12 protein-coding genes are annotated in these 18032 nt (G+C 72.8%); 4 read left to right on the top strand and 8 right to left on the bottom strand.

All coding sequences use genetic code 11. The features are described 5' to 3' along the window. The first annotated feature begins 210 nt into the window (after positions 1 to 210). Positions 211 to 2883, top strand: coding sequence for an Hsp70 family protein (locus ACSDR0_RS08105; protein ID WP_435288117.1), 2673 nt, complete (start codon positions 211 to 213; stop codon positions 2881 to 2883). A gap of 63 nt (positions 2884 to 2946) precedes the next feature. Here ACSDR0_RS08105 and ACSDR0_RS08100 read toward each other — a convergent pair whose 3' ends face one another. Both ACSDR0_RS08100 and ACSDR0_RS08095 read right to left on the bottom strand, forming a co-directional pair. Beyond that, positions 2947 to 4875 carry a dynamin family protein gene (locus ACSDR0_RS08100; protein ID WP_435288116.1) on the bottom strand — a complete coding sequence of 643 codons (1929 nt, stop codon included), beginning with the start codon at positions 4873 to 4875 and terminating at the stop codon, positions 2947 to 2949. Between the two features lie 51 nt (positions 4876 to 4926). Further along, complete coding sequence (locus ACSDR0_RS08095; protein WP_435288115.1) at positions 4927 to 6816, bottom strand: dynamin family protein; 1890 nt, start codon at positions 6814 to 6816, stop codon at positions 4927 to 4929. 440 nt (positions 6817 to 7256) lie between these two features. Between ACSDR0_RS08095 and ACSDR0_RS08090 the strand changes: the two genes are divergently transcribed. After that, entirely contained in the window at positions 7257 to 7898 is a 642-nt protein-coding gene (locus ACSDR0_RS08090) for an RNA polymerase sigma factor (RefSeq protein WP_435288114.1), read from the top strand. Between the two features lie 182 nt (positions 7899 to 8080). On the opposite strand, the gene grpE is transcribed toward ACSDR0_RS08090, so the two are convergent. The 4 genes from grpE to ACSDR0_RS08070 form a co-directional block, all read right to left on the bottom strand. Continuing rightward, a complete protein-coding gene (grpE, locus tag ACSDR0_RS08085; RefSeq protein ID WP_435288113.1) occupies positions 8081 to 8947 on the bottom strand; it encodes a nucleotide exchange factor GrpE in 867 nt (288 codons plus the stop codon). Positions 8948 to 9034: 87 nt separating this feature from the next. Further along, positions 9035 to 9289, bottom strand: coding sequence for a hypothetical protein (locus ACSDR0_RS08080; RefSeq protein WP_435288112.1), 255 nt, complete (start codon positions 9287 to 9289; stop codon positions 9035 to 9037). A 170-nt stretch (positions 9290 to 9459) separates the two neighbouring features. Beyond that, entirely contained in the window at positions 9460 to 11220 is a 1761-nt protein-coding gene (locus ACSDR0_RS08075; protein ID WP_435288111.1) for a glycoside hydrolase family 15 protein, read from the bottom strand. 9 nt (positions 11221 to 11229) lie between these two features. Next, positions 11230 to 11874 carry a YczE/YyaS/YitT family protein gene (locus ACSDR0_RS08070; RefSeq protein ID WP_435288110.1) on the bottom strand — a complete coding sequence of 215 codons (645 nt, stop codon included), beginning with the start codon at positions 11872 to 11874 and terminating at the stop codon, positions 11230 to 11232. A gap of 75 nt (positions 11875 to 11949) precedes the next feature. Here ACSDR0_RS08070 and ACSDR0_RS08065 point away from each other — a divergent pair, with 75 nt between their 5' ends. After that, positions 11950 to 13386 carry a PLP-dependent aminotransferase family protein gene (locus tag ACSDR0_RS08065; protein WP_435288109.1) on the top strand — a complete coding sequence of 479 codons (1437 nt, stop codon included), beginning with the start codon at positions 11950 to 11952 and terminating at the stop codon, positions 13384 to 13386. Between the two features lie 25 nt (positions 13387 to 13411). Here ACSDR0_RS08065 and ACSDR0_RS08060 read toward each other — a convergent pair whose 3' ends face one another. Then, positions 13412 to 14023, bottom strand: a complete 612-nt coding sequence (locus ACSDR0_RS08060; RefSeq protein WP_435288108.1) for a trimeric intracellular cation channel family protein — start codon at positions 14021 to 14023, stop codon at positions 13412 to 13414. Between the two features lie 69 nt (positions 14024 to 14092). Continuing rightward, entirely contained in the window at positions 14093 to 15592 is a 1500-nt protein-coding gene (locus tag ACSDR0_RS08055; protein WP_435288107.1) for a peptide MFS transporter, read from the bottom strand. Positions 15593 to 15771: 179 nt separating this feature from the next. Between ACSDR0_RS08055 and ACSDR0_RS08050 the strand changes: the two genes are divergently transcribed. Continuing rightward, entirely contained in the window at positions 15772 to 17607 is a 1836-nt protein-coding gene (locus ACSDR0_RS08050) for an AMP-dependent synthetase/ligase (protein ID WP_435288106.1), read from the top strand. Positions 17608 to 18032: the final 425 nt, after the last annotated feature.

The raw sequence follows: 18032 nt of genomic DNA, 5'->3' as shown, positions 1-18032 counted from the left end.
GGGCCGGTTCCCGGGCGCCTCGCCGCCGTACGGCGGAATCGTGAGCGGTGGAGACGGCACCGGCGCGGGCACGAGATGATGAGGAAACTCCCGCGCCCATCCCGGCGATCGCCGGCGTTCAGTGACCCGGACCGGTCCCGGTGCTCCGGCCCGCGCCCCGGCGGTGGTCGCCGGATGCGGGATGATGGGTCCTGATCTTTAGGAGTGGACATGGCGCAGTGGTGCCTCGGTGTCGATCTGGGGACGAGCTTCTCCGCCGGGGTGATGGCGGCGGACGGGCGCTTCGACGTCCTGGAGGTCGAGGGAGAGCGGCGCATCCCCTCCGCCGTCATGCTGGACGAGCGGGGAACGCTCGTCGCGGGCAGGATCGCCCAGCGGGGCATCGCGATCAGCCCCGAGCGCGTCGAGCGCAACCCCAAGCGCTACGTCGGCCGGGGCCGGATGCTGCTCGGCGGTGTCCCGGTGGACGTGGCCGACGCCCTGGCGGCGCTGCTGGAGCTGTTCGTCAGCGAGGGGCGGCGGCGGTTCGACGGCGCCGAGCCCGACTGCATCGCGCTGACCCACCCGGTGGCCTGGGGCGCCGACCGCAAGGCGGTGCTGCTGGCGGCGGCGAAGAAGGTCGTCAGCGGCGTGCGCATCGCGCTCATCGACGAGCCCGTGGCCTCGGCCCGCTACTTCGCGTCCGCGGGGCGGGCGACCGGCGGATCGCGGCTAGCCGTCTACGACCTCGGCGGCGGCACGTTCGACGCGGCCGTGCTCACCGTGGACGGCGGTGACTTCGCGGTCGTCGGCGAGCCGGGAGGCAGCGACGAGATCGGCGGCGAGGGGTTCGACGAGCAGGTCTTCGCGTTCCTGGGCGCCCAGATCGAGCGGCTCGACGCCGACTGGTGGCAGCAGGTGACCACCAACCCCGAGCGCCGCTACGTCAGCTACGCCGCCGACCTGCTCAAGATGGCCAGGGAGGCCAAGGAGACGCTGTCGAAGTTCGACACCTCCTCCCACTACGTGGTGGGCATCAACGAGGACGTGCACATCACCAGGGCCGACCTGGAGGACCTCATCGGCGAGGAGATCGTCAGGACGGTCGACATCCTCGACGAGACGATCCGCGGCGCGGGGGTCGGGTCGGACGAGCTGGCCGCGGTGTTCATGACCGGCGGGCCCAGCAGGATGCCGCTGGTCCAGAAGGCCGTACGCGAGCGCTTCGGCGAGCGGGTCAGGACCTACGACGACCCGAAGATCGTGGTCGCGTACGGCGCCGCGCAGCTGGCCTGGAAGCTCAAGGTCGAGCACCGCGAGCCCGGCCGGGGACCCGCTCCCGCCACCGGCGGCCACCCGGTGCCCACCGGCGCCCCCGGCACCGGGCAGGTCTCCGGTACGGAACAGCGGGCCTTCACCGGCCCGGCGACGGACTCCCCGGCGGGCGGCCCCGCCGGGGGCCACCGGCCGCCCGGCGCGCCGGGCGCGGGCCCGGTCGCCGGTCCGGTCGCGGGCTCGCGGGCCTTCACCGGCCCGGCGGGCGGCGCCACCGGAGACCATCGGGTGCTCACCGGTCCCGGGGACGGCGCCACCGGCGGCCACCGGGCCCCGGCCGGCCCGGTCGTGGGCGACGGGGGCCACGCGGGCGCCGGAGGAGCGGCGGGCGGGCCCACGGTCCAGGGGATCGAGAAGGTCATGGACGCCGTGCTGGAGGCGCGGGCCGAGGCGGGCCGGGTCTTCGTCCACCAGGCCTTCGACAACGGGCATCTCCTGCGCAGGCTCGACGGGGTCGGGGGCCGCCACGACCGGGAGTTCCGCTTCGGCAGGCTCGTGGAGTGGGCCGCGTCCGGAGAGGGCGTCGTGGCCGTGGAGCAGGTGGGGCCCGCGCAGGTGCTGGTCCGCACCCTCACCTCCGACCTGGCCATCCGCGCCACCCACCCGATGCAGATGTGGGGCAACCCGACCGTGATCGCCCACGGCCGTACGGCGTGGGTCTTCTTCCACTCCCGGCAGGCCGTCCCGGTCGACACCGCGATGGGCCTGCCCTGGGGGGAGACCGGCCAACTGGCCATGGTCGAGCTGGACCTGGGCGGGACCTTCGCCTTCCAGGCCCCCCAGCCGCGCGAGCTGGGCCCGTACGCCCAGTGGTTCCTCAACGAGGACAACAGGCTGCGCCGGCTGCTCGACCAGGAGGCGCCCAGCGGCACCGAGCCGTCGTCCTCGGTGGGCGCGCCGGGCTGCACCGTGGTGCTCGGGCAGTTCAGCAGCAACAAGCCGATGTTCCAGAACCGGCACCAGGACTTCCGGCCGTGGCAGGTGTTGTGCCTGGTCGACCCCGGCGGCGTCGTGCGCCCGACGGTGCGCGAGCCGGGGCGGAGCTGGCTGCACCAGGTGGTCCTGCACCAGGGCCGGTGGTTCACCTCAGGTTCGGCGGGGCTGGAGGCCGACACCGCCGACGGCAGGACAAGGCTGGTCATGCCGCGTCCCCGGGGCGGCGCGCTGCGCTGGTTCCCCGCGGGCAACCAGATCTACGCGGTCGGCACCGACCAGGTGAGCCCCGCCAGGGGCTGGTCGGTCGGAATCTTCGACCAGCGTTCCCAGACGCTGGAGTTCCTGATGGGCAAGCAGTCGGCGACCCTGGCGGGCCACCTCACCTCGCGGCACCGCTGGGAGCGCCCCAGGTTCGTCGCCGACGGCGACTCGATGTGGATGACGATGCAGGACGCGGGCCGCAGCAGGCTGCTGCACGTCACCCCCGGCGGGGCGCGGGAGGTGCACCGCACACCGGGGATGTTCGAGCCGGTCGCCCGGGTCGCCACGGGCCTGCTCTGCCTGCACCGCCCCGCCGACGCTCTCGGCACCGCCCGCGACCAGCCCGCCACCCTGGTGCACCTGCCCCTCTGATCGTTCACGCGCCCCCGCCCGGGGGCGCGTCTCGCGACCCGTCGTGGCGAGGGAGGTATCCGGTCAGGTCGTCGTGGCGGGCACCGGCCGTTCGGCGCCCAGGGCGGCCACCGCGGTGGCCAGCTCCCCGCGGAGCTCCTGGCCGCGCGTGGTGAGGGTGGCGATCGCGGCGATGCGGTCCTCGCCCGACTTACGAGCCTTGAGGCGGTCGGCGGCCGAGCGGGCGGAGGCGGACTTCAGCTCGGCCCGCCTGGTCTCCAGCTCCCTGCGGCGCCGTGCCAGGCTCTCGTCGGCGGTCTGCTCGACGCCCACCCGCCAGGTCGCCACCATCCGTTCCAGGTCGAGCGTCATCTCCCTGGCGACCACCGAGAACTGGTCGCGCAGCGCCCCCCTGATCGCCGCCTGGCTGCGCTGCACCTTCTCCATCGAGCGCCGTCCCATGAAGATGGCCGCCCCGATGGCCGGGGCGACCAGGATGAAGCCCACCGGGCCGAGCAGGGCCGTGGCGAAGCCGCCCAGGGACAGCCCGATCGAGGCCGAGGGCAGCACGTCCCGGATCAGGTCCACGCTGCCGGGGTCGTCCGCCGCTATGTCGCCCTTGACCTGGACCTGCGTCAGGTTGGGCATCGCGCGCCCGTCGGTGGCCAGGTCCACCGGGTCGAGGCCGAGGTCGCGGGCGAAGGCGTCCAGCGTGGTCCTGGCCAGCTTCTCCACGTCGTACACGATCTGCGACCACGCCGCCTCCAGGGAGCGCTGCACGCTCTCCGGCAGCTCCGCCATGTACTGGTCGATCTGGGCCTGCTTCTTCAGCGTGGCGATCGTGTTCTCGTACGGCTGGCGGATCTCGGACACCCGCGCCGCCACGATGCCCGCCACCTCGCGGCCCAGGAAGGTGTTGGCCACCGCGCCCGCCCTGCGGCGTCCCGCCAGCTCGGTGAGCTCCGCCAGACCGGCGTCCACCTCGGCGAGCCGGGCGGTGACGTCGCCCTCGTCGTCGGAGCCCACGGCGACGTCGTCCTTGGCGCCGGTCGCCAGCGAGCCCAGCACCGACAGCGCGGCGGCGACCACGGTGGCGCCCCGCGCGGAGTCCCTGCCCTCGGCGAAGCCGCGCAGGTGCCGCTCCAGCACGTCCATGCCGCTGCGCGCCCGCAGCGTGTCGGCGCGCTCGGTGCGTCCCTCGCGCCGCTTGACCGCGGCGGCCTCGGCGAGCTTGGCGCTCACCGGGATCCACGGCGCCTCCAGGAGCGGGGCCAGCGTCGCCGCCCGGCCGGGACTCGCCGCGATCGCCTCGGTGACGAAGGTCCTCAGGCGGGCCTTGTTCTCCTCCTGGAGGGCGCGCCAGTTGGCCGAGTCCTCCACCTTCGTCAGGACGAACGCGATCGCCTGGACCCGCTCGGCGGCCTCCGCGAGGAACTCCAGCTCGTGCCTGAGCACCGGCTGGTCCTGCGCGCTGAGCGTGAACAGCAGCGCGTCGGCCCGTTGCAGCATGGCCACCGTCACCTGCCGGTGGCCCACCGTCAGGCTGTCCACGCCGGGGGTGTCGAGCAGTCGCAGGCCGTCGAGCAGGGGGTTGTCGAGGGTGATGTCCACGCTGACGACGTCGCGGCGCTTGCCCGCGTCGCCGCGCATCGAGGCGTAGTCGGGGATCGACTCGACGGTGATCGGCGTCTGCACGGGTCCCGCGTCGGTGCTGCGGTGCACGACGGCGGCCAGCCGGGGGCCGCGCCGCAGCGACAGGAAGCAGTTGGTGGCGACGTCGGCGTCGACGGGGAGCAGGTCGGGGTGGGCCACCAGCGTGTTGAGCAGCCGGCTCTTGCCGCGCTTCTGCGCCCCGGCGACCACGATGTCGGTGCACTCGTCCTTCCAGCGGCCCGCGCACGCGGCCAGCACCTCGGCGAGGTCCTTCCTGCCGCACTGCCCGGCCAGCGCGTGGACCTCGTTGGCGTAGCGCAGCAGCCTGGTCACGGGGCCGGTCGGGTCGGGGGTCGTCATGAGCTTTTTCTCCTGTCGGGGATGGTTCGGGGGGTGGGGGCCGGTGCCGTCTCAGGAACCGTCGCCGTAGTGCGACCAGATGGTCTCGTACGCCTCGCACAGGGTCTCGGCCGCCCGCCGCTGCCGCAGGGAGAGCGGCCGGTGGGTGAGGGTGCGGAACCGGGCGCCCAGGGCGGCGGCGTAGCCCGCGACCTCGGCGCGCGGCGCCCCGGGCGGCGCTCCGAGCTGGGTGGCCAGCTCGGCCCCCGCGAGCAGGAGCTCCAGCGCTCGCCGGTCGTCGGCGGGGACCATGGGGGAGGCCCGCAGCGCCTCGATCGCGGCGGGGTCCACGCGGACCCGGGGGAGCGGTTCGCCGCCCCCCGAGCCCGCGGAGGGCGCCCGCCCGTCCCGTGCGCTCCCGTCCGATCCCGCCTCGTCCGGTGCCGCCTTCTCCAGCGCCACCTCGTCCAGTGCCGCCGAGACGAGGTCCTCCAGGACGGTCAGCACGTCCCTGGCCCGGTGCCCGCCGCTCCTGCCCTCGCTCATCATCGCGAGGGTGCGCCAGCGCATCGACGCCGCCGTGGCCGCGGCGGCGATCTTCGCGGGTGGGGTCCCCGCGGGCAGGCCGAGCTGCTCGGCGGGCTCGTCGTGGCGGGCCAGGCGCAGGAGCTCCGCGGTCATCTCCTCGTTCAGCACGAGCGTGCCGCGCCCGAGCGCCTCGGCGGCGGTGAAGATCCGCAGACCGCCCAGGGAGGTGGCGATCGGCCGGTTCTCGTCGAGCTGGGCGGCCAGCGCGTCCAGGGTGGCGCGGTCGGCCCCCATCGCGGGCGTGCGGGCGATCGCGCGGAGCCGGGTCAGCGCGTCGAGCGCCTTGAGCTGGTCGGCGCGGCGGGCGAAGTGGGCGATGCCCGCGGCCACCGAGCCGGTCGCGGCCCGCCCCGCGGAGGAGTAGCCCGAGCGCTCCAGCAGGTGGGCGGCGAGTGCCTCGGGGTCGGCGGTCCCGGTCGCGCGCACCGCGTCCACCGCGCTGGTGATGCCGTAGCGGTGCAGCCGCTCCACCAGCCGGTGCCGCACCTCGGCCGGTACGGGCAGCTCGGGCGCCGAACGGAAGTCGTCCAGGTCCAGGAGGTAGTCCTCCAGGTCGTCCTCGTCGAGCCCGGCCAGCGCCGCGAGGGCCGCCGCCTCCTCGGTGCCCAGCGGGCGGGCCCGCGCGGTCTCGGCCAGCAGGCCGATCACCGGGACCACGTCGAAGACGGAGGTGCGCAGGTCCGCGTACCCCTTGGCGGCCAGCCGCCTGGCGGTCGGCCACGGGTCGCCCTCGTCGCCGCGCCGGTCGACCTGGCCGAGCACGGCGAGGGTGTTGACGCAGCTCATGCCACAGGCGTCGGTCAGCCCGCGGAACTCGGCGAGGGTGGTGTCGTCGAACTTCTGGACGTAGCGCAGCACGTAGATCATCGCCTGCGCGCGGTCGTCCTCGTCGCCCGAGCCGAACAGCATGCTCCTGGCCGCCCGCTCGTTGGCGACCGTCACCGTGTTCATGCCGGGGGTGTCGACGATGGTGATCGTGCGCAACGACGGCAGGTCCAGCGTGACCCGCAGGCGCCGGATCCTGGCCACGTCGACGCCGAACTCCGAGGGGAGGCGGTGTCCCGGCAGCAGCCGGGAGTGGGCCACCCCGCCGTCGGTGAGCTCGACCGTGATGTGGCCGTCGTCCTCGCCGTACTCGTACTGGGTGACCACGAAGGTGCACTCGCCCGCGTCCACCGGGGCGACGGGCAGCCCGAGCAGCGCGTTCACCAGTGTCGACTTGCCGCTGCTCACCGCGCCCGCCACCGCGACCCGCAGCGGCGCGTCGAGGCCGGCGCGCACCTGCCTCACCCGCTCGCGCAGCTCCGCGCCGGAGAGCCTGGCCGAGGTGGTGTCGCACAGGCGGCGCAGCAGGTCCGCGGGCCCGGCGTTCACGCGTCACCGTCCCGGCCGCCCGATGTGTTCCCGCGGGCGGGTACGCGGGCCGGGCCGTCCGGCGGAGGCGTCTGAGCGAGCATGTCCGGGATCTCCTCCTCGGTGGATACGGGAACTCGGGGGGTGGGAGGGCTGGGCGTGCGAGAGGGCGGTGCGTCGTGCGGCGGGAGGTGAGGACGCCCGGGAAGGAATGGGCATGATCAGGAAGGTTTGTCTGGTTTATCTATATTTTTCGTATTTAGCCTGAAGCTGGGATTGTTACGGTCCAATATCATGACGTGGTGCTTCATGACGGATATTTATGATGCGTGGTGTCATTGGCTGATTTTCCGCCCGGGGAGGATGGACGGCCGATGACGACCGGGTCGCCGAGCACCACCGTCGCGGAAGAGGATCCCTCCGTCGTGGGGACGCGAGCGGACGGGGGAGGTCCGCCGCCCGTGAAGGCGCGAGCGGACGGGGAGGACCCGCCGCTCGCGGAGACGCGGGCGGGCGGAGGGAACCCGCTGTTCGCGGAGACGCGGGAAGGCGAGGACGACCTGCTGCTCGCCGAGGCGCGGGCGGGCGGGGATGACCTGCTGCTCGCCGGGGCTCGGGCGGGCGACGAGACCGCTTTCCGCGCGCTCTGGGCCACCGTGCACCGCCAGGCGTTCGGCGTCTGCCACCGGCTGACGGGGAACAGGGCCGACGCGCTCGACGCCCTCCAGGAGACGCAGATCGCGGCCTGGCGCGGCCTGGCCGCCTTCGAAGGAAGGGCGTCCTTTCGCGCCTGGGTCCTCGTCATCGCGCGCAACGCCGCGCACACCGTGGTGCGGCGCCGTTCCCCCGGCGGGATGCTTTTCGCCGAGGTGGACGAGCACTCGGCCGTCGTCGAGTCCTTCGAGGACTCCGTCGCCGGCCTGGCCGACCTGCGCCGCGCGCTGGCCGCGCTGCCGTCCTCCCAGCGGGAGGCGCTGCTGCTGTGGGCGGGCGGCCTCACCTACGAGCAGGTGGCGGTCTCGCTCGGGGTGCCGCTCAACACGGTGAGGGTGTGGATCCACCGGGGCAGGGGGCGGCTGAGGGCCGGGCTCGCCGAGGGCTGACCGCCTCGCCGTCCTGCCTCCCGCGTGCGACGGGGACGTCGCGCCGGGCGATCTCGGAGCGGGGGACGTCGCACCGGGCGGTCCCGGAGCGGGGGGCAGCGCGCCGGGCGACCCCGGGGCCGGGTGCCGCGTCCGTCCGTGCCCGCCTCGCGCCGTGCCCGCCGCGGCGGGGGCCGGGCGTCTCATCGCCCCGCCTCGGGGTCCGGCGGTTCGTGACGGTAGACGACGACCTGCGGCACGCGGATCACGCGCTCGCCGTCAGCGTACCCCCGCCTGACGGTCTCGGCCACGATGTCGTGCAGTTCCGGGCGTCCGGCCGTCTCGGTGCCGGCCGCCTCGTGCAGGCGCGGGTCGAAGCGCTGCCCGTCCGCGACGATCTCCCTGACCCCCGCGCGGTTCAGCGCCTCCAGCAGCGTCCCGGCCAGCCGGGGGTGCCGCTCGGCGAGCTGGTCACGGTAGCCGACGCAGGCCGTCACCAGGGCCTCGCGCCCCGGACGGCCCCCGGCGAGGAGCCGTTCCACCTGCTGGGTGAGCGCGGCGCTGATCCCGCTTCCCGCGACCTCGGCCAGCGCCCCGGCCAGCGGGTCCGCCGTCGAATCCGCCGCCGGATCCGCCGGGGCGGACGGCTGAACGGGCGGCCGGGCGGACGGCGGAACGACGAGGTCCGCGCTGGGCCGCCCCGGCGCGGGTGGTCCCGCCTCGCCCGTGGGGAACGGCGGCGTCCCGGACGGTACGGGGGCCGCCCGCCAGGTGCCGGGAAGGGGCGCTCGCGGGGTGGGGCGGCGGTTGCGGTGCCACAGGTACAGGCCCGCGGCCACCAGGGCCAGGATGCCCGCCGCCGCCGCGAGCACCAGGGGCGGCGGGAGGAATCCGAACGGCGTCCCCGTGACGGATCCCGCCTCCCCGGGACGCAGGGAGCGCACGCCGCCGTCCCGCAGCGGTGCCGTCGGCGCGCCGACCGCATCTCCTCCGATCCCCGCCACCGCGCCGCAGCCGGTCAGTGCCGGCCAGGCCAGGAGCAGGGGAAGGAACGCGCGTCGGTCCCTCATCGCAAGCCTTCCTCGTCGGCCGCCCGTGTGACCCGGATCCGGGTGCCCCCCTGGTGAGATCACACGGGCTCGTGCCGGTTTTTCTGGTCAGACGGTCGGGAAGGGGCCCGCGGTCTCGGTGTAGTCGGAGACCCCGTCGCCGTTCAGGTCGACTCGCGTCTCGTCGATGTAGCCGTCGCCGTCGTGGTCGAGGTAGACGACGTCGGTGACGCCGTCGCCGTCGGTGTCGTAGCGCTCCTCGTCGGCGAGACCGTCACCGTCGACGTCGATCAGCTGGGCGTCGGTGCTTCCGTCGCCGTCGTAGTCGACCAGGTCGGTGCTGCTCACATCGAAATCGCTCATTGGTCCGTTCCTTTCCGGTGGTGTTACATCGGATGAGAGTCACGATCGCACCGGATTGTTGCAGCCGAATCCCAGATTTCTTAGGGAATTTCCGAGAAGTCGGCCGCTTCCAATGACTTATCCGGACCAAAGGGGATAAAACGGGCTCGATGTGCCCGGGTGTCGTCGTCTCAGCCGAGCGCGCGGGCCGCGTGGATCAGCGGAACGTGGCTGAACGCCTGCGGGAAGTTGCCGACCATCCGCCCGTAGCGGGGGTCGTACTCCTCGGCGAGCAGGCCGACGTCGTTGCGGAGCGACAGCAGGCGCTCGAACAGCTCGACGGCCTCGTCCTTGCGGCCGATCATCGTCAGGGCCTCGGCCAGCCAGAAGCTGCACGCCAGGAACGCCCCCTCGCCGCCGGGCAGGCCGTCCACGTCGTTGTCGTGGGAGACCGGGTAGCGCAGCACGAAGCCGTCGACCATCAGCTCGCGCTGGATCGCCTCCACCGTCCCGACCACGCGGGGGTCCTCCGGCGGCAGGAAGCCGACGATCGGGATCAGCAGCAGGGCCGCGTCCAGCTCCTGCGAGCCGTACGACTGGGTGAAGGTGCCGCGCACCGGGTCGAAGCCCTTGTCGCAGATCTCGGCGTGGATGCGGTCGCGCAGTTCCCTCCAGCGCGCCAGGGGTGCGGGCTTGCCGAAGGCCTCCACCTGCTTGACGGCCCTGTCGACGGCGACCCAGCACATGACCTTGGAGTGGACGAAGTGCCGGCGCGGGCCGCGGACCTCCCACAGGCCCTCGTCCGCCTCGTCCCAGTGCTCCTCGACGTAGGAGATCAGCTCGAACTGCAGGGTCCACGCCCGCTGGTCCGCCTCCAGGCCCGAGACGCGGGACAGGTGCAGGGAGTTCATGACCTCGCCGTAGACGTCCAGCTGGAGCTGGTCGACCGCGCCGTTGCCGATCCTGACCGGCCGGGAGCCCTCGTAGCCGGGCAGCCAGTCGAGCTCCAGCTCCGTCAGCCTGCGCTCCCCGGCGACGCCGTACATGATCTGCAGGTCCTGGGCGCGGCCCGCGATGGCCCGCAGCAGCCAGGACCGCCACGCGCCCGCCTCCTCCAGGTACCCGGCGCCGAGCAGGGCGTCCAGGGTCATGGTGGCGTCGCGCAGCCAGCAGTAGCGGTAGTCCCAGTTGCGGACGCCGCCGATGTCCTCGGGCAGCGAGGTGGTCGGGGCGGCGACGATGCCGCCGGTGGGGGCGTACGTGAGCGCCTTGAGCGTGATGAGCGAGCGGACCACGGCCTCGCGCCACGGACCCTGGTAGGTGCACTGCTCGACCCATTCGGCCCACAGCGAATCGGTCTCGGCCAGCTGCTCGTACGGGTCGATCTCGACGGGTTTGGGCTCGTGCGAGGGGTGCCAGGTGAAGACGAACGCCAGGCTGTCGCCCTCGGACACCTCGAACTTCGCCCGGTGGGCGTAGTCACCGCCCTCCAGTGCGACGGGGGAGTGCAGCCACACGGAGTCGGGCCCGCCGACGGCCTGCAGGAGGCCGTCGCTGCGGCGCACCCAGGGCACGATGCGGCCGTAGTCGAAGCGGATGCGGATCTCGGTGGCCATCTCCACCGTCCCGGACACCCCCTCCACGATCCTCACCAGGTCGGGATTGGTGTGCCGGGTGGGCATGAAGTCGGTCACCCTGACCGTGCCGGTCGGGGTGTCCCACTCGCTCTCCAGGATGAGGGTCTCGCCCCGGTAGCGGCGCCGGGTGGCGTGTGGACGCTCGGCGTGCGCGGGGCCGATCCACCACTGGCCGTTCTTCTTGTCGCCGAGCAGCGCTCCGAAGCAGGAGGGCGAGTCGAAACGCGGCAGGCAGAGCCAGTCGATGGAGCCGTTCCGGCCGACCAGGGCCGCCGACTGCATGTCGCCGATGAGAGCGTAGTCCTCGATCCACATGCCTTGAAGCTAACGCCTTCGCGCGATCCACGGCGGTCTCCCGAGGAACTGGGCGCCCGGCCGCGTTCTGGGCATGAAGAACTGGCTCAGCGGACCGATGGCGAGGGCGAAGACCAGCGTTCCCACCCCCACGGTCCCGCCGAGCAGCCAGCCCGCGGCCAGCACGGTGACCTCGATGACGGTGCGCGCCGAGCGGATGGACAGGCCGAGGCGGTTCAGCCCGGTCATCAGGCCGTCGCGCGGCCCGGGGCCGAGCCCGGCGCCGATGTACAGGCCGGTCGCCGCGCCGGTGACCACGACGCCGAGCAGCAGGTACGCCCAGCGCGCGGCGAGCGCGTCCGGGGCAGGGAGCAGCCACATGGCCCCGTCGGCGAACAGGCCCAGGAAGACGACGTTGCTGAGGGTGCCCACCCCCGGTCTCTGCCGCAGCGGGATCCACAGCAGCATGACCAGGGCGCCCACGATGATGATCCAGGTGCCGATCGACAGTCCCATGTGGATGGAGAGCCCCTGGTGGAACACGTCCCAGGGGCTGCCGCCCAGCCGCGACTCGATCTGCAGGCCGACGCCGACGCCGTAGAGGGCCAGGCCCGCGTACAGACGGGTGAGCCGGTTGGGAAGGGAGACGAGGGTGGGCAGGGAGAGTTCGCTCATAATGGCCCTAATCGTCCAGGCCATAGTGTCGGACCAAAAGGGCCAATTCGGAGAAGTGGCCTTATAGTGGTCGGCATGGACCGGTATCTCAGCGGCCCCCAGCTCGCCCGCCTCCTGGCGATCGACCCCGCCGCCAGGCCGTACTACCGGGTCCTGGCCCAGACCGTGCGGTCACTGGTCCTCGACGGGCGGCTGCCCGTCCGGGTGCGCATGCCCGCCGAGCGGCACCTCGCCGAGGCCCTGGGCGTCAGCCGCACCACCGTGACCTCGGCCTACGACCTGCTCCGCGAGCAGGGATACCTGGAGAGCAGGCAGGGCGCGGGAAGCTGGACCGCGCTGCCCGACGCGAGCTCGCTGGGCGCCGACAACCCATGGCTCGCCGGCGAGGACGACGGGCTGCTGCCGCTGCACAGCGCCGCCCCGAGCGCGATCTCGGCGCTGCCCGAGGCGATCGCCGCCGCCACCGGCCAGTACCCCCGCTACGCGCTCGGCATGGGCTACGACCCGGTCGGGATCGCCCCGCTGCGCCGGGCGATCGCGGCCCGCTACACCGCGCGCGGGGTGGCCACCCGTCCCGAGCAGATCCTCGTCACCACCGGAGCCCAGCAGGCCATCCACCTGGTGACCACCATGCTGCTCTCCCGGGGCGACCCGATGCTGGTGGAGTCGCCCACCTACCCGCACGTCCTCGGCGTGGCCAGGATCCGCGGCGCCAGGATCGTCCCGGTCGGCGTCCCCGACGAGGGCTGGCGTGACCTGGACCTGCTGACCTGCGCGATGCGCCAGTCGGCCGCCCGTCTCGCGTACGTCATCCCCGACTTCCAGAACCCGACCGGGCACCTGATGGACGACACGGCGCGGGCGGTCCTGGCCGCCGCGGCGAGGCGGTACGGCACCACCCTGGTGGCCGACGAGAGCTGGTGCGAGCTGGCGATCGACGAGGGGGCCCGGGCCACGCCGCTGGCCGCGTTCGACACCGACGGCAGGGTGATCACCATCGGCTCGGCGTCCAAGCTGTGGTGGGGCGGGCTGCGCATCGGCTGGATCCGCACCACCGCCGCGACGGTCCGCCGCCTGGCCATGCTCCGCGCCTCCGTGGACATCGCCAGCCCGCTCTTCGAGCAACTGGTGGTGGCCGAGCTTTTCGAGGACATCGAGCGGGCCAGGGCCGAGCGGGCCCGCCTCCTCGGTGCCTCCAGGGACGTCCTGGCGGCCGAGCTGGCGGCGCGCATGCCCGACTGGAGCTTCCTGACGCCCAAGGGGGGCGGCTCGCTCTGGGTGCGGCTGTCCGGTCCCTCGGCCGTCGCGCTGGTCGACGCGGCGGCCTGCCAGGGGGTCCGCCTGGCCCCCGGGCAGTGGTTCGGCGTGGACGGCACCCTGGAGGGGCGGCTCCGCCTCCCCTTCACCCAGCCGCCCCAGGTCCTCGTCGAGGCCGTGCGGCGCATCGCCGAGGCCAGGCTCAGGGGCGCGTACGGCATCCGCCCCGCCGAGCCCCTGACCCCGACCCTGTGAACCGGTCGGGTGAGCCGGGCGCGGTTCAGTCCGAGGCGAGGCCCCTGGCCAGCGGGGCCCGCAGTTTCAGCCGCATGGCCGCGATCCGCAGCCCGAAGGCGAGGAGCGCGGCGGCCAGCGTGGCCGGCCAGCCGTGCAGGGCGAGGGTGTAGAGCAGCGCCATCAGCGCCGAGCCGAGCATGGCGGGCACCGCGTACAGCTGGCGGTCGTACAGCAGGGTGGGGATCTGCCCGGCGAGGACGTCGCGCAGGATGCCGCCGCCGACCGCGGTGGTGACCCCGAGCAGGGTCGCGTGCAGCGGGGTGAGGCCGAAGTACATCGCCTTCTCGGTGCCGACCGCGCAGAACAGGCCGAGACCCGCGGCGTCGAACACGTTCACCGCGGGCATCACCCGCTCGACCTGCGGATGCCAGAAGAACACGATCGCCGTGGCCACTATCGGCACGACCACGTAGCCGACGCTGGAGAAGGCCGCGGGCTGCACGTTCAGGATCAGGTCGCGCGCGATCCCGCCGCCCAGCGCGGTCATCTCGGCCAGCACGGCCATGCCCACCACGTCGAGCCGCCTGCGTACACCGACGAGGGCGCCCGAGAGGGCGAAGACGAAGATCCCGACGAGATCGAGCACGTTATTCACGGATAAATCATCCCATGACCGGACATATGAGTTTTCCGTTGGGTCAGCGCGGCCGGGCCGGAGCGGCGGCTAGGACGCCGGGGCGGCGTCCGGCGCCCGGTGCTCGCGCATCATCGCATGCAGCCTGCCGGAGAACGCGAGCAGCACCAGCGACGCCACGACGGAGATCGAGGCGAGGGTGAGGAAGTACGCGGGCTCCGACATGTGGTTCTTCAGCCGCCCCGTCTGCCCGCCCACCGCGTCGCCCACGGAGAAGGAGAGGAACCACAACCCGAGCATCTGGCTCTTGAACGCCTCGGGGGCCAGCTTGGTGGTGACCGACAGCCCCACCGGGCTCAGTGCCAGCTCCCCGAAGACCTGGACGAGATAGACCAGCACCAGCCACCACACCGAGATCTTCCCGGCCCTGGCCATCTCGGCGGCGAGCGCCATGAGCATGAAGCTCAGGCCGTTGACGAACAGTCCCACGGAGAACTTGTGGGGAGCGGTCACCCGGTTGCCCAGCCGGACCCAGAGCGCCGCGAAGACCGGCACGAAGATCATGATGAACAGCGGGTTGAACGCCTGCGTGGTCGCCGGGGTGATCGGCAGGCCGAACAGCGACAGGTCCGTTTTGTGCTGGGCGAAGAACAGCAGCACGGTCGGCGCCAGGTCGTAGATCATCCAGAAGATGGCGGCGGCGATGAACAGCCAGACGTAGGCCTTCATCCGGGAGTGCTCGTCGTCGGTCAGGTTGTGGCTGCCCAGCAGGATGTAGCCGAAGTAGAGCACCGGCACGGCCACGATGAGCAGCGTCATCACCAGGGCGAAGGTGTCGAGGCTGAAGGTGCCCGAGGCCACCCACGCGGCCAGGGCGCCGCCCGCCACGACGACGGCCACGACGAGGGCGAGGGTGAAGTGCCGGCGCTCGCGCGGGGTCAGCCGGTGGCCCGGCCTCTCGCCCACGCCCGTCAGGAGGCGCCCGCCCAGCACGTACTGGGTCAGGCCCAGGGCCATGCCGACCGCCGCCGCGCCGAAGCCCAGGTGCCAGCGGTCGTCCTGGGCGAGCCAGCCGACGACGACGGGGGCGATGAAGGCGCCGATGTTGATGCCGAGGTAGAAGATCGAGAAGCCCGCGTCCCTGCGCGCGTCGTCGTCCTGCGGGTAGAGCTTGCCGACCATCGTGGAGATGTTGGGCTTCAGCAGCCCGGTCCCGACGATGATGAGGAGCAGCCCGAGCGCGACGAAGACACCGGTCCTGACGGGGATGGCCATGCTGATGTGACCGCACATGATGACGACGCCGCCCCACAGCACCGCCCTGCGGGCACCGAGTATCCGGTCGGCGATCCAGCCGCCGGGCAGGGCGACGAGATAGATGAGGGCGCCGTAGATGCCGATGATCGCCTGGGCGGTCTGCTCGGTCAGCCCGAGGCCGCCCGTGGCGGGGGAGGCGGCCATGAAGGTGGCGAGGATGGCCCGCAGGCCGTACCAGCTGAAGCGCTCCCACATCTCGGTGGCGAACAGCGTGGCGAGGCCGCGTGGGTGCCCGAAGAAGGTCCTCTCGCGAGCTTGTCTCCCCGATGGCATGCGTCCCCCCGAACGTCATTGCGTGATCAGACGCTAACTCTACGTACGTCGCCCGCCCCGAGGGGAAGGCGGTTGTGCAATGTGGCGTTTCTTCTCCCTTTCAGGGGCTTGTCCAAGGGGAACGGCGTGTGGTGCGATGCATGCCACTCGTGCAAGTGAACACTTTCTGGAGGCGCGTCATGGCCGGTGTCCTTGAGGAGCGGGCGGCTATCGAGAGGGAGATCGCGGGCCGCACGGTCTGCGGTCAGCTGAAGGAGGCGGCCGAGAGCAACCCCGACGCGCCGGCGTACTCCGACCCGGTCGAGGGGGGCTGGTCCACCCTGACGTACTCCCAGGCCAGGCAGCGGGTCCTGGAGATCGCCGCGGGTTTCGCCGCCCTCGGGCTGGAGCCCGGCGAGGCGGTCGCGCTCATGATGGTCAACCGCAGCGAGCACGTGCTGGCGGACCTGGGCGCGGTACACGCCGGAGGGGTGTCCTGCTCGGTCTACTCGACGTTCGCCCCCGACCAGGTGGCCTTCGTGGCCGGTGACGTCGCGGCGAGGATCGCGGTGCTCGGCGGGCCGGCCGACCTGGCCAGGTGGGAACCGGTCCTGGACGAACTCCCCGAGCTCCGCAAGGTCATCGTGCTGGAGGGTGCCCCGGTCGGCGACCGGTTCGTCTCCTGGGACGACTTCCTGACCCTCGGCCGCGAGACGCTCGCCGCCGACCCCGCCGCCGTCGACGCCCGCTGGCAGGCGGTGACCGCCGACGACGTCCTCACCGTCCTGTACACCTCCGGCACCACCGGCAACCCCAAGGGCGTGCCGCTGACCCACTCCAACGTGTTCTTCGAGGTCGTGGCCACCAACCGGATGGCCGAGCTGCCCAGCAACGGCACCCAGATCTCCTACCTCACCTACGCGCACATCGCCGAGCGGGTGCTCAGCCTCTACCTGCCGCTCTTCAAGTTCTCCCACACCCACTTCTGCACCGACCTCGCCCAGCTCGGCGCCACCCTCGGCCAGGTCAAGCCGGTGCTGTTCTTCGGCGTGCCGCGCGTGTGGGAGAAGATGATGGCCCGCCTGCAGGCGCTGCTGGCCACCCAGCCGGAGGAGCAGCAGGAGGGCGTGCGCGCGGCCATGGCCGCCGGGCTCGCCTACGTCGAGGCCAACCAGTTCGGGCGCAGCCCCTCGCCCGAGGTGCTGGCCGCCTACGAGCAGGCCGACGCCGCCCTGCTGTCGATCATCCGGTCGATGATCGGCTTCGACAACGCGGGCTGGCTCGCCACCGCCGCCGCGCCCATGCCGCTGGAGGTCCAGCGCTTCTTCGCCGGCCTCGGCCTGCGGGTCCTCGACGTGTACGGCATGACCGAGACGACCGGCGCGTTCACCGCCAACGCCCCCGACCGCTACAAGCTCGGCACGGTCGGCCAGGCGGGTCCCGGCGTCGAGGTCAGGATCGCCGAGGACGGCGAGATCATCACCCGCAGCCCGGCCAACACCCGCGGCTACCTCGGGCGGCCGGAGGCCACCGCCGAGCTGCTCGACGAGGACGGCTGGCTGCACACCGGTGACGTGGGCTCCATCGACGAGGACGGCTTCGTCAGCATTGTCGACCGCAAGAAGGAGATCATCATCACCTCCGGGGGCGAGAACATCTCCCCGGCCAACATCGAGAACTACCTCAAGGAGCACCCGCTCATCGGACAGGCGCTCGCCTACGGCGACGGCAGGCCGTACCCGGTGGCGATCCTCACCCTCGACGGCGAGGTGGCCCCCGGCTGGGCGCAGGCCAACGGCGTCTCGTTCACCACGCTGGCCGACCTCGCCGAGCACCCCGACGTCCTCAAGACCGTCGAGGGCGCGATCGCCGTCGCCAACGAGAAGCTGGCCCGCGTCCAGCAGATCAAGCGCTGGCGCCTGCTGCCGGTGGAGTGGACGGCCGAGACCGCTGAGCTCACCCCGAGCCTGAAGCTCAAGCGCCGCGTCATCCACGCCAGGTACGCGGAGATCATCGCCGGCATGTACGAGGGCTGATCACGCGGCTCGTGGGCCGTTCACGAGCCGCGGGTCGACCGTCCGCGGGCCGCCCGGCGTCCGCGGGCCGTTCACGAGCCGCGGGTCGACCGTCCGCGGGTCGCACAGCGTCCGTGGGTCGCTCACGAGCCGCGCGTCGACGGGCGGCGGGCCGCACAGCGTCCGCGGGCCGTTCACGAGCCGCGCCTCGACGGGCGGCGGGCCGTCCGGCGCCCGCGGGCCGTCCACGAAGCGCCCGGCGCCCGCCATCGCCGGGCGCCGGGCCGCCCTTTCCCGGTGGGTGTTTCCCGGGAGAGCGTCGGCGAAAGGGTCCCCGATGACGCCGGCGCGGCCGGTCTCGACTGTCTGATCGTCGGGGAGGGCGCCGCGCACCCCGCCCCCGCGTCGCGCGGCATGAAACGTTCATCGGCGACAGGGCTTCTGGA

It is taken from the genome of Streptosporangium sp. G11, assembly GCF_051192615.1.
GTDB lineage: Bacteria > Actinomycetota > Actinomycetes > Streptosporangiales > Streptosporangiaceae > Streptosporangium.
Note: the sequence above shows the minus strand (reverse complement) of the source record. Positions and strands in the feature narration are given on the sequence as shown.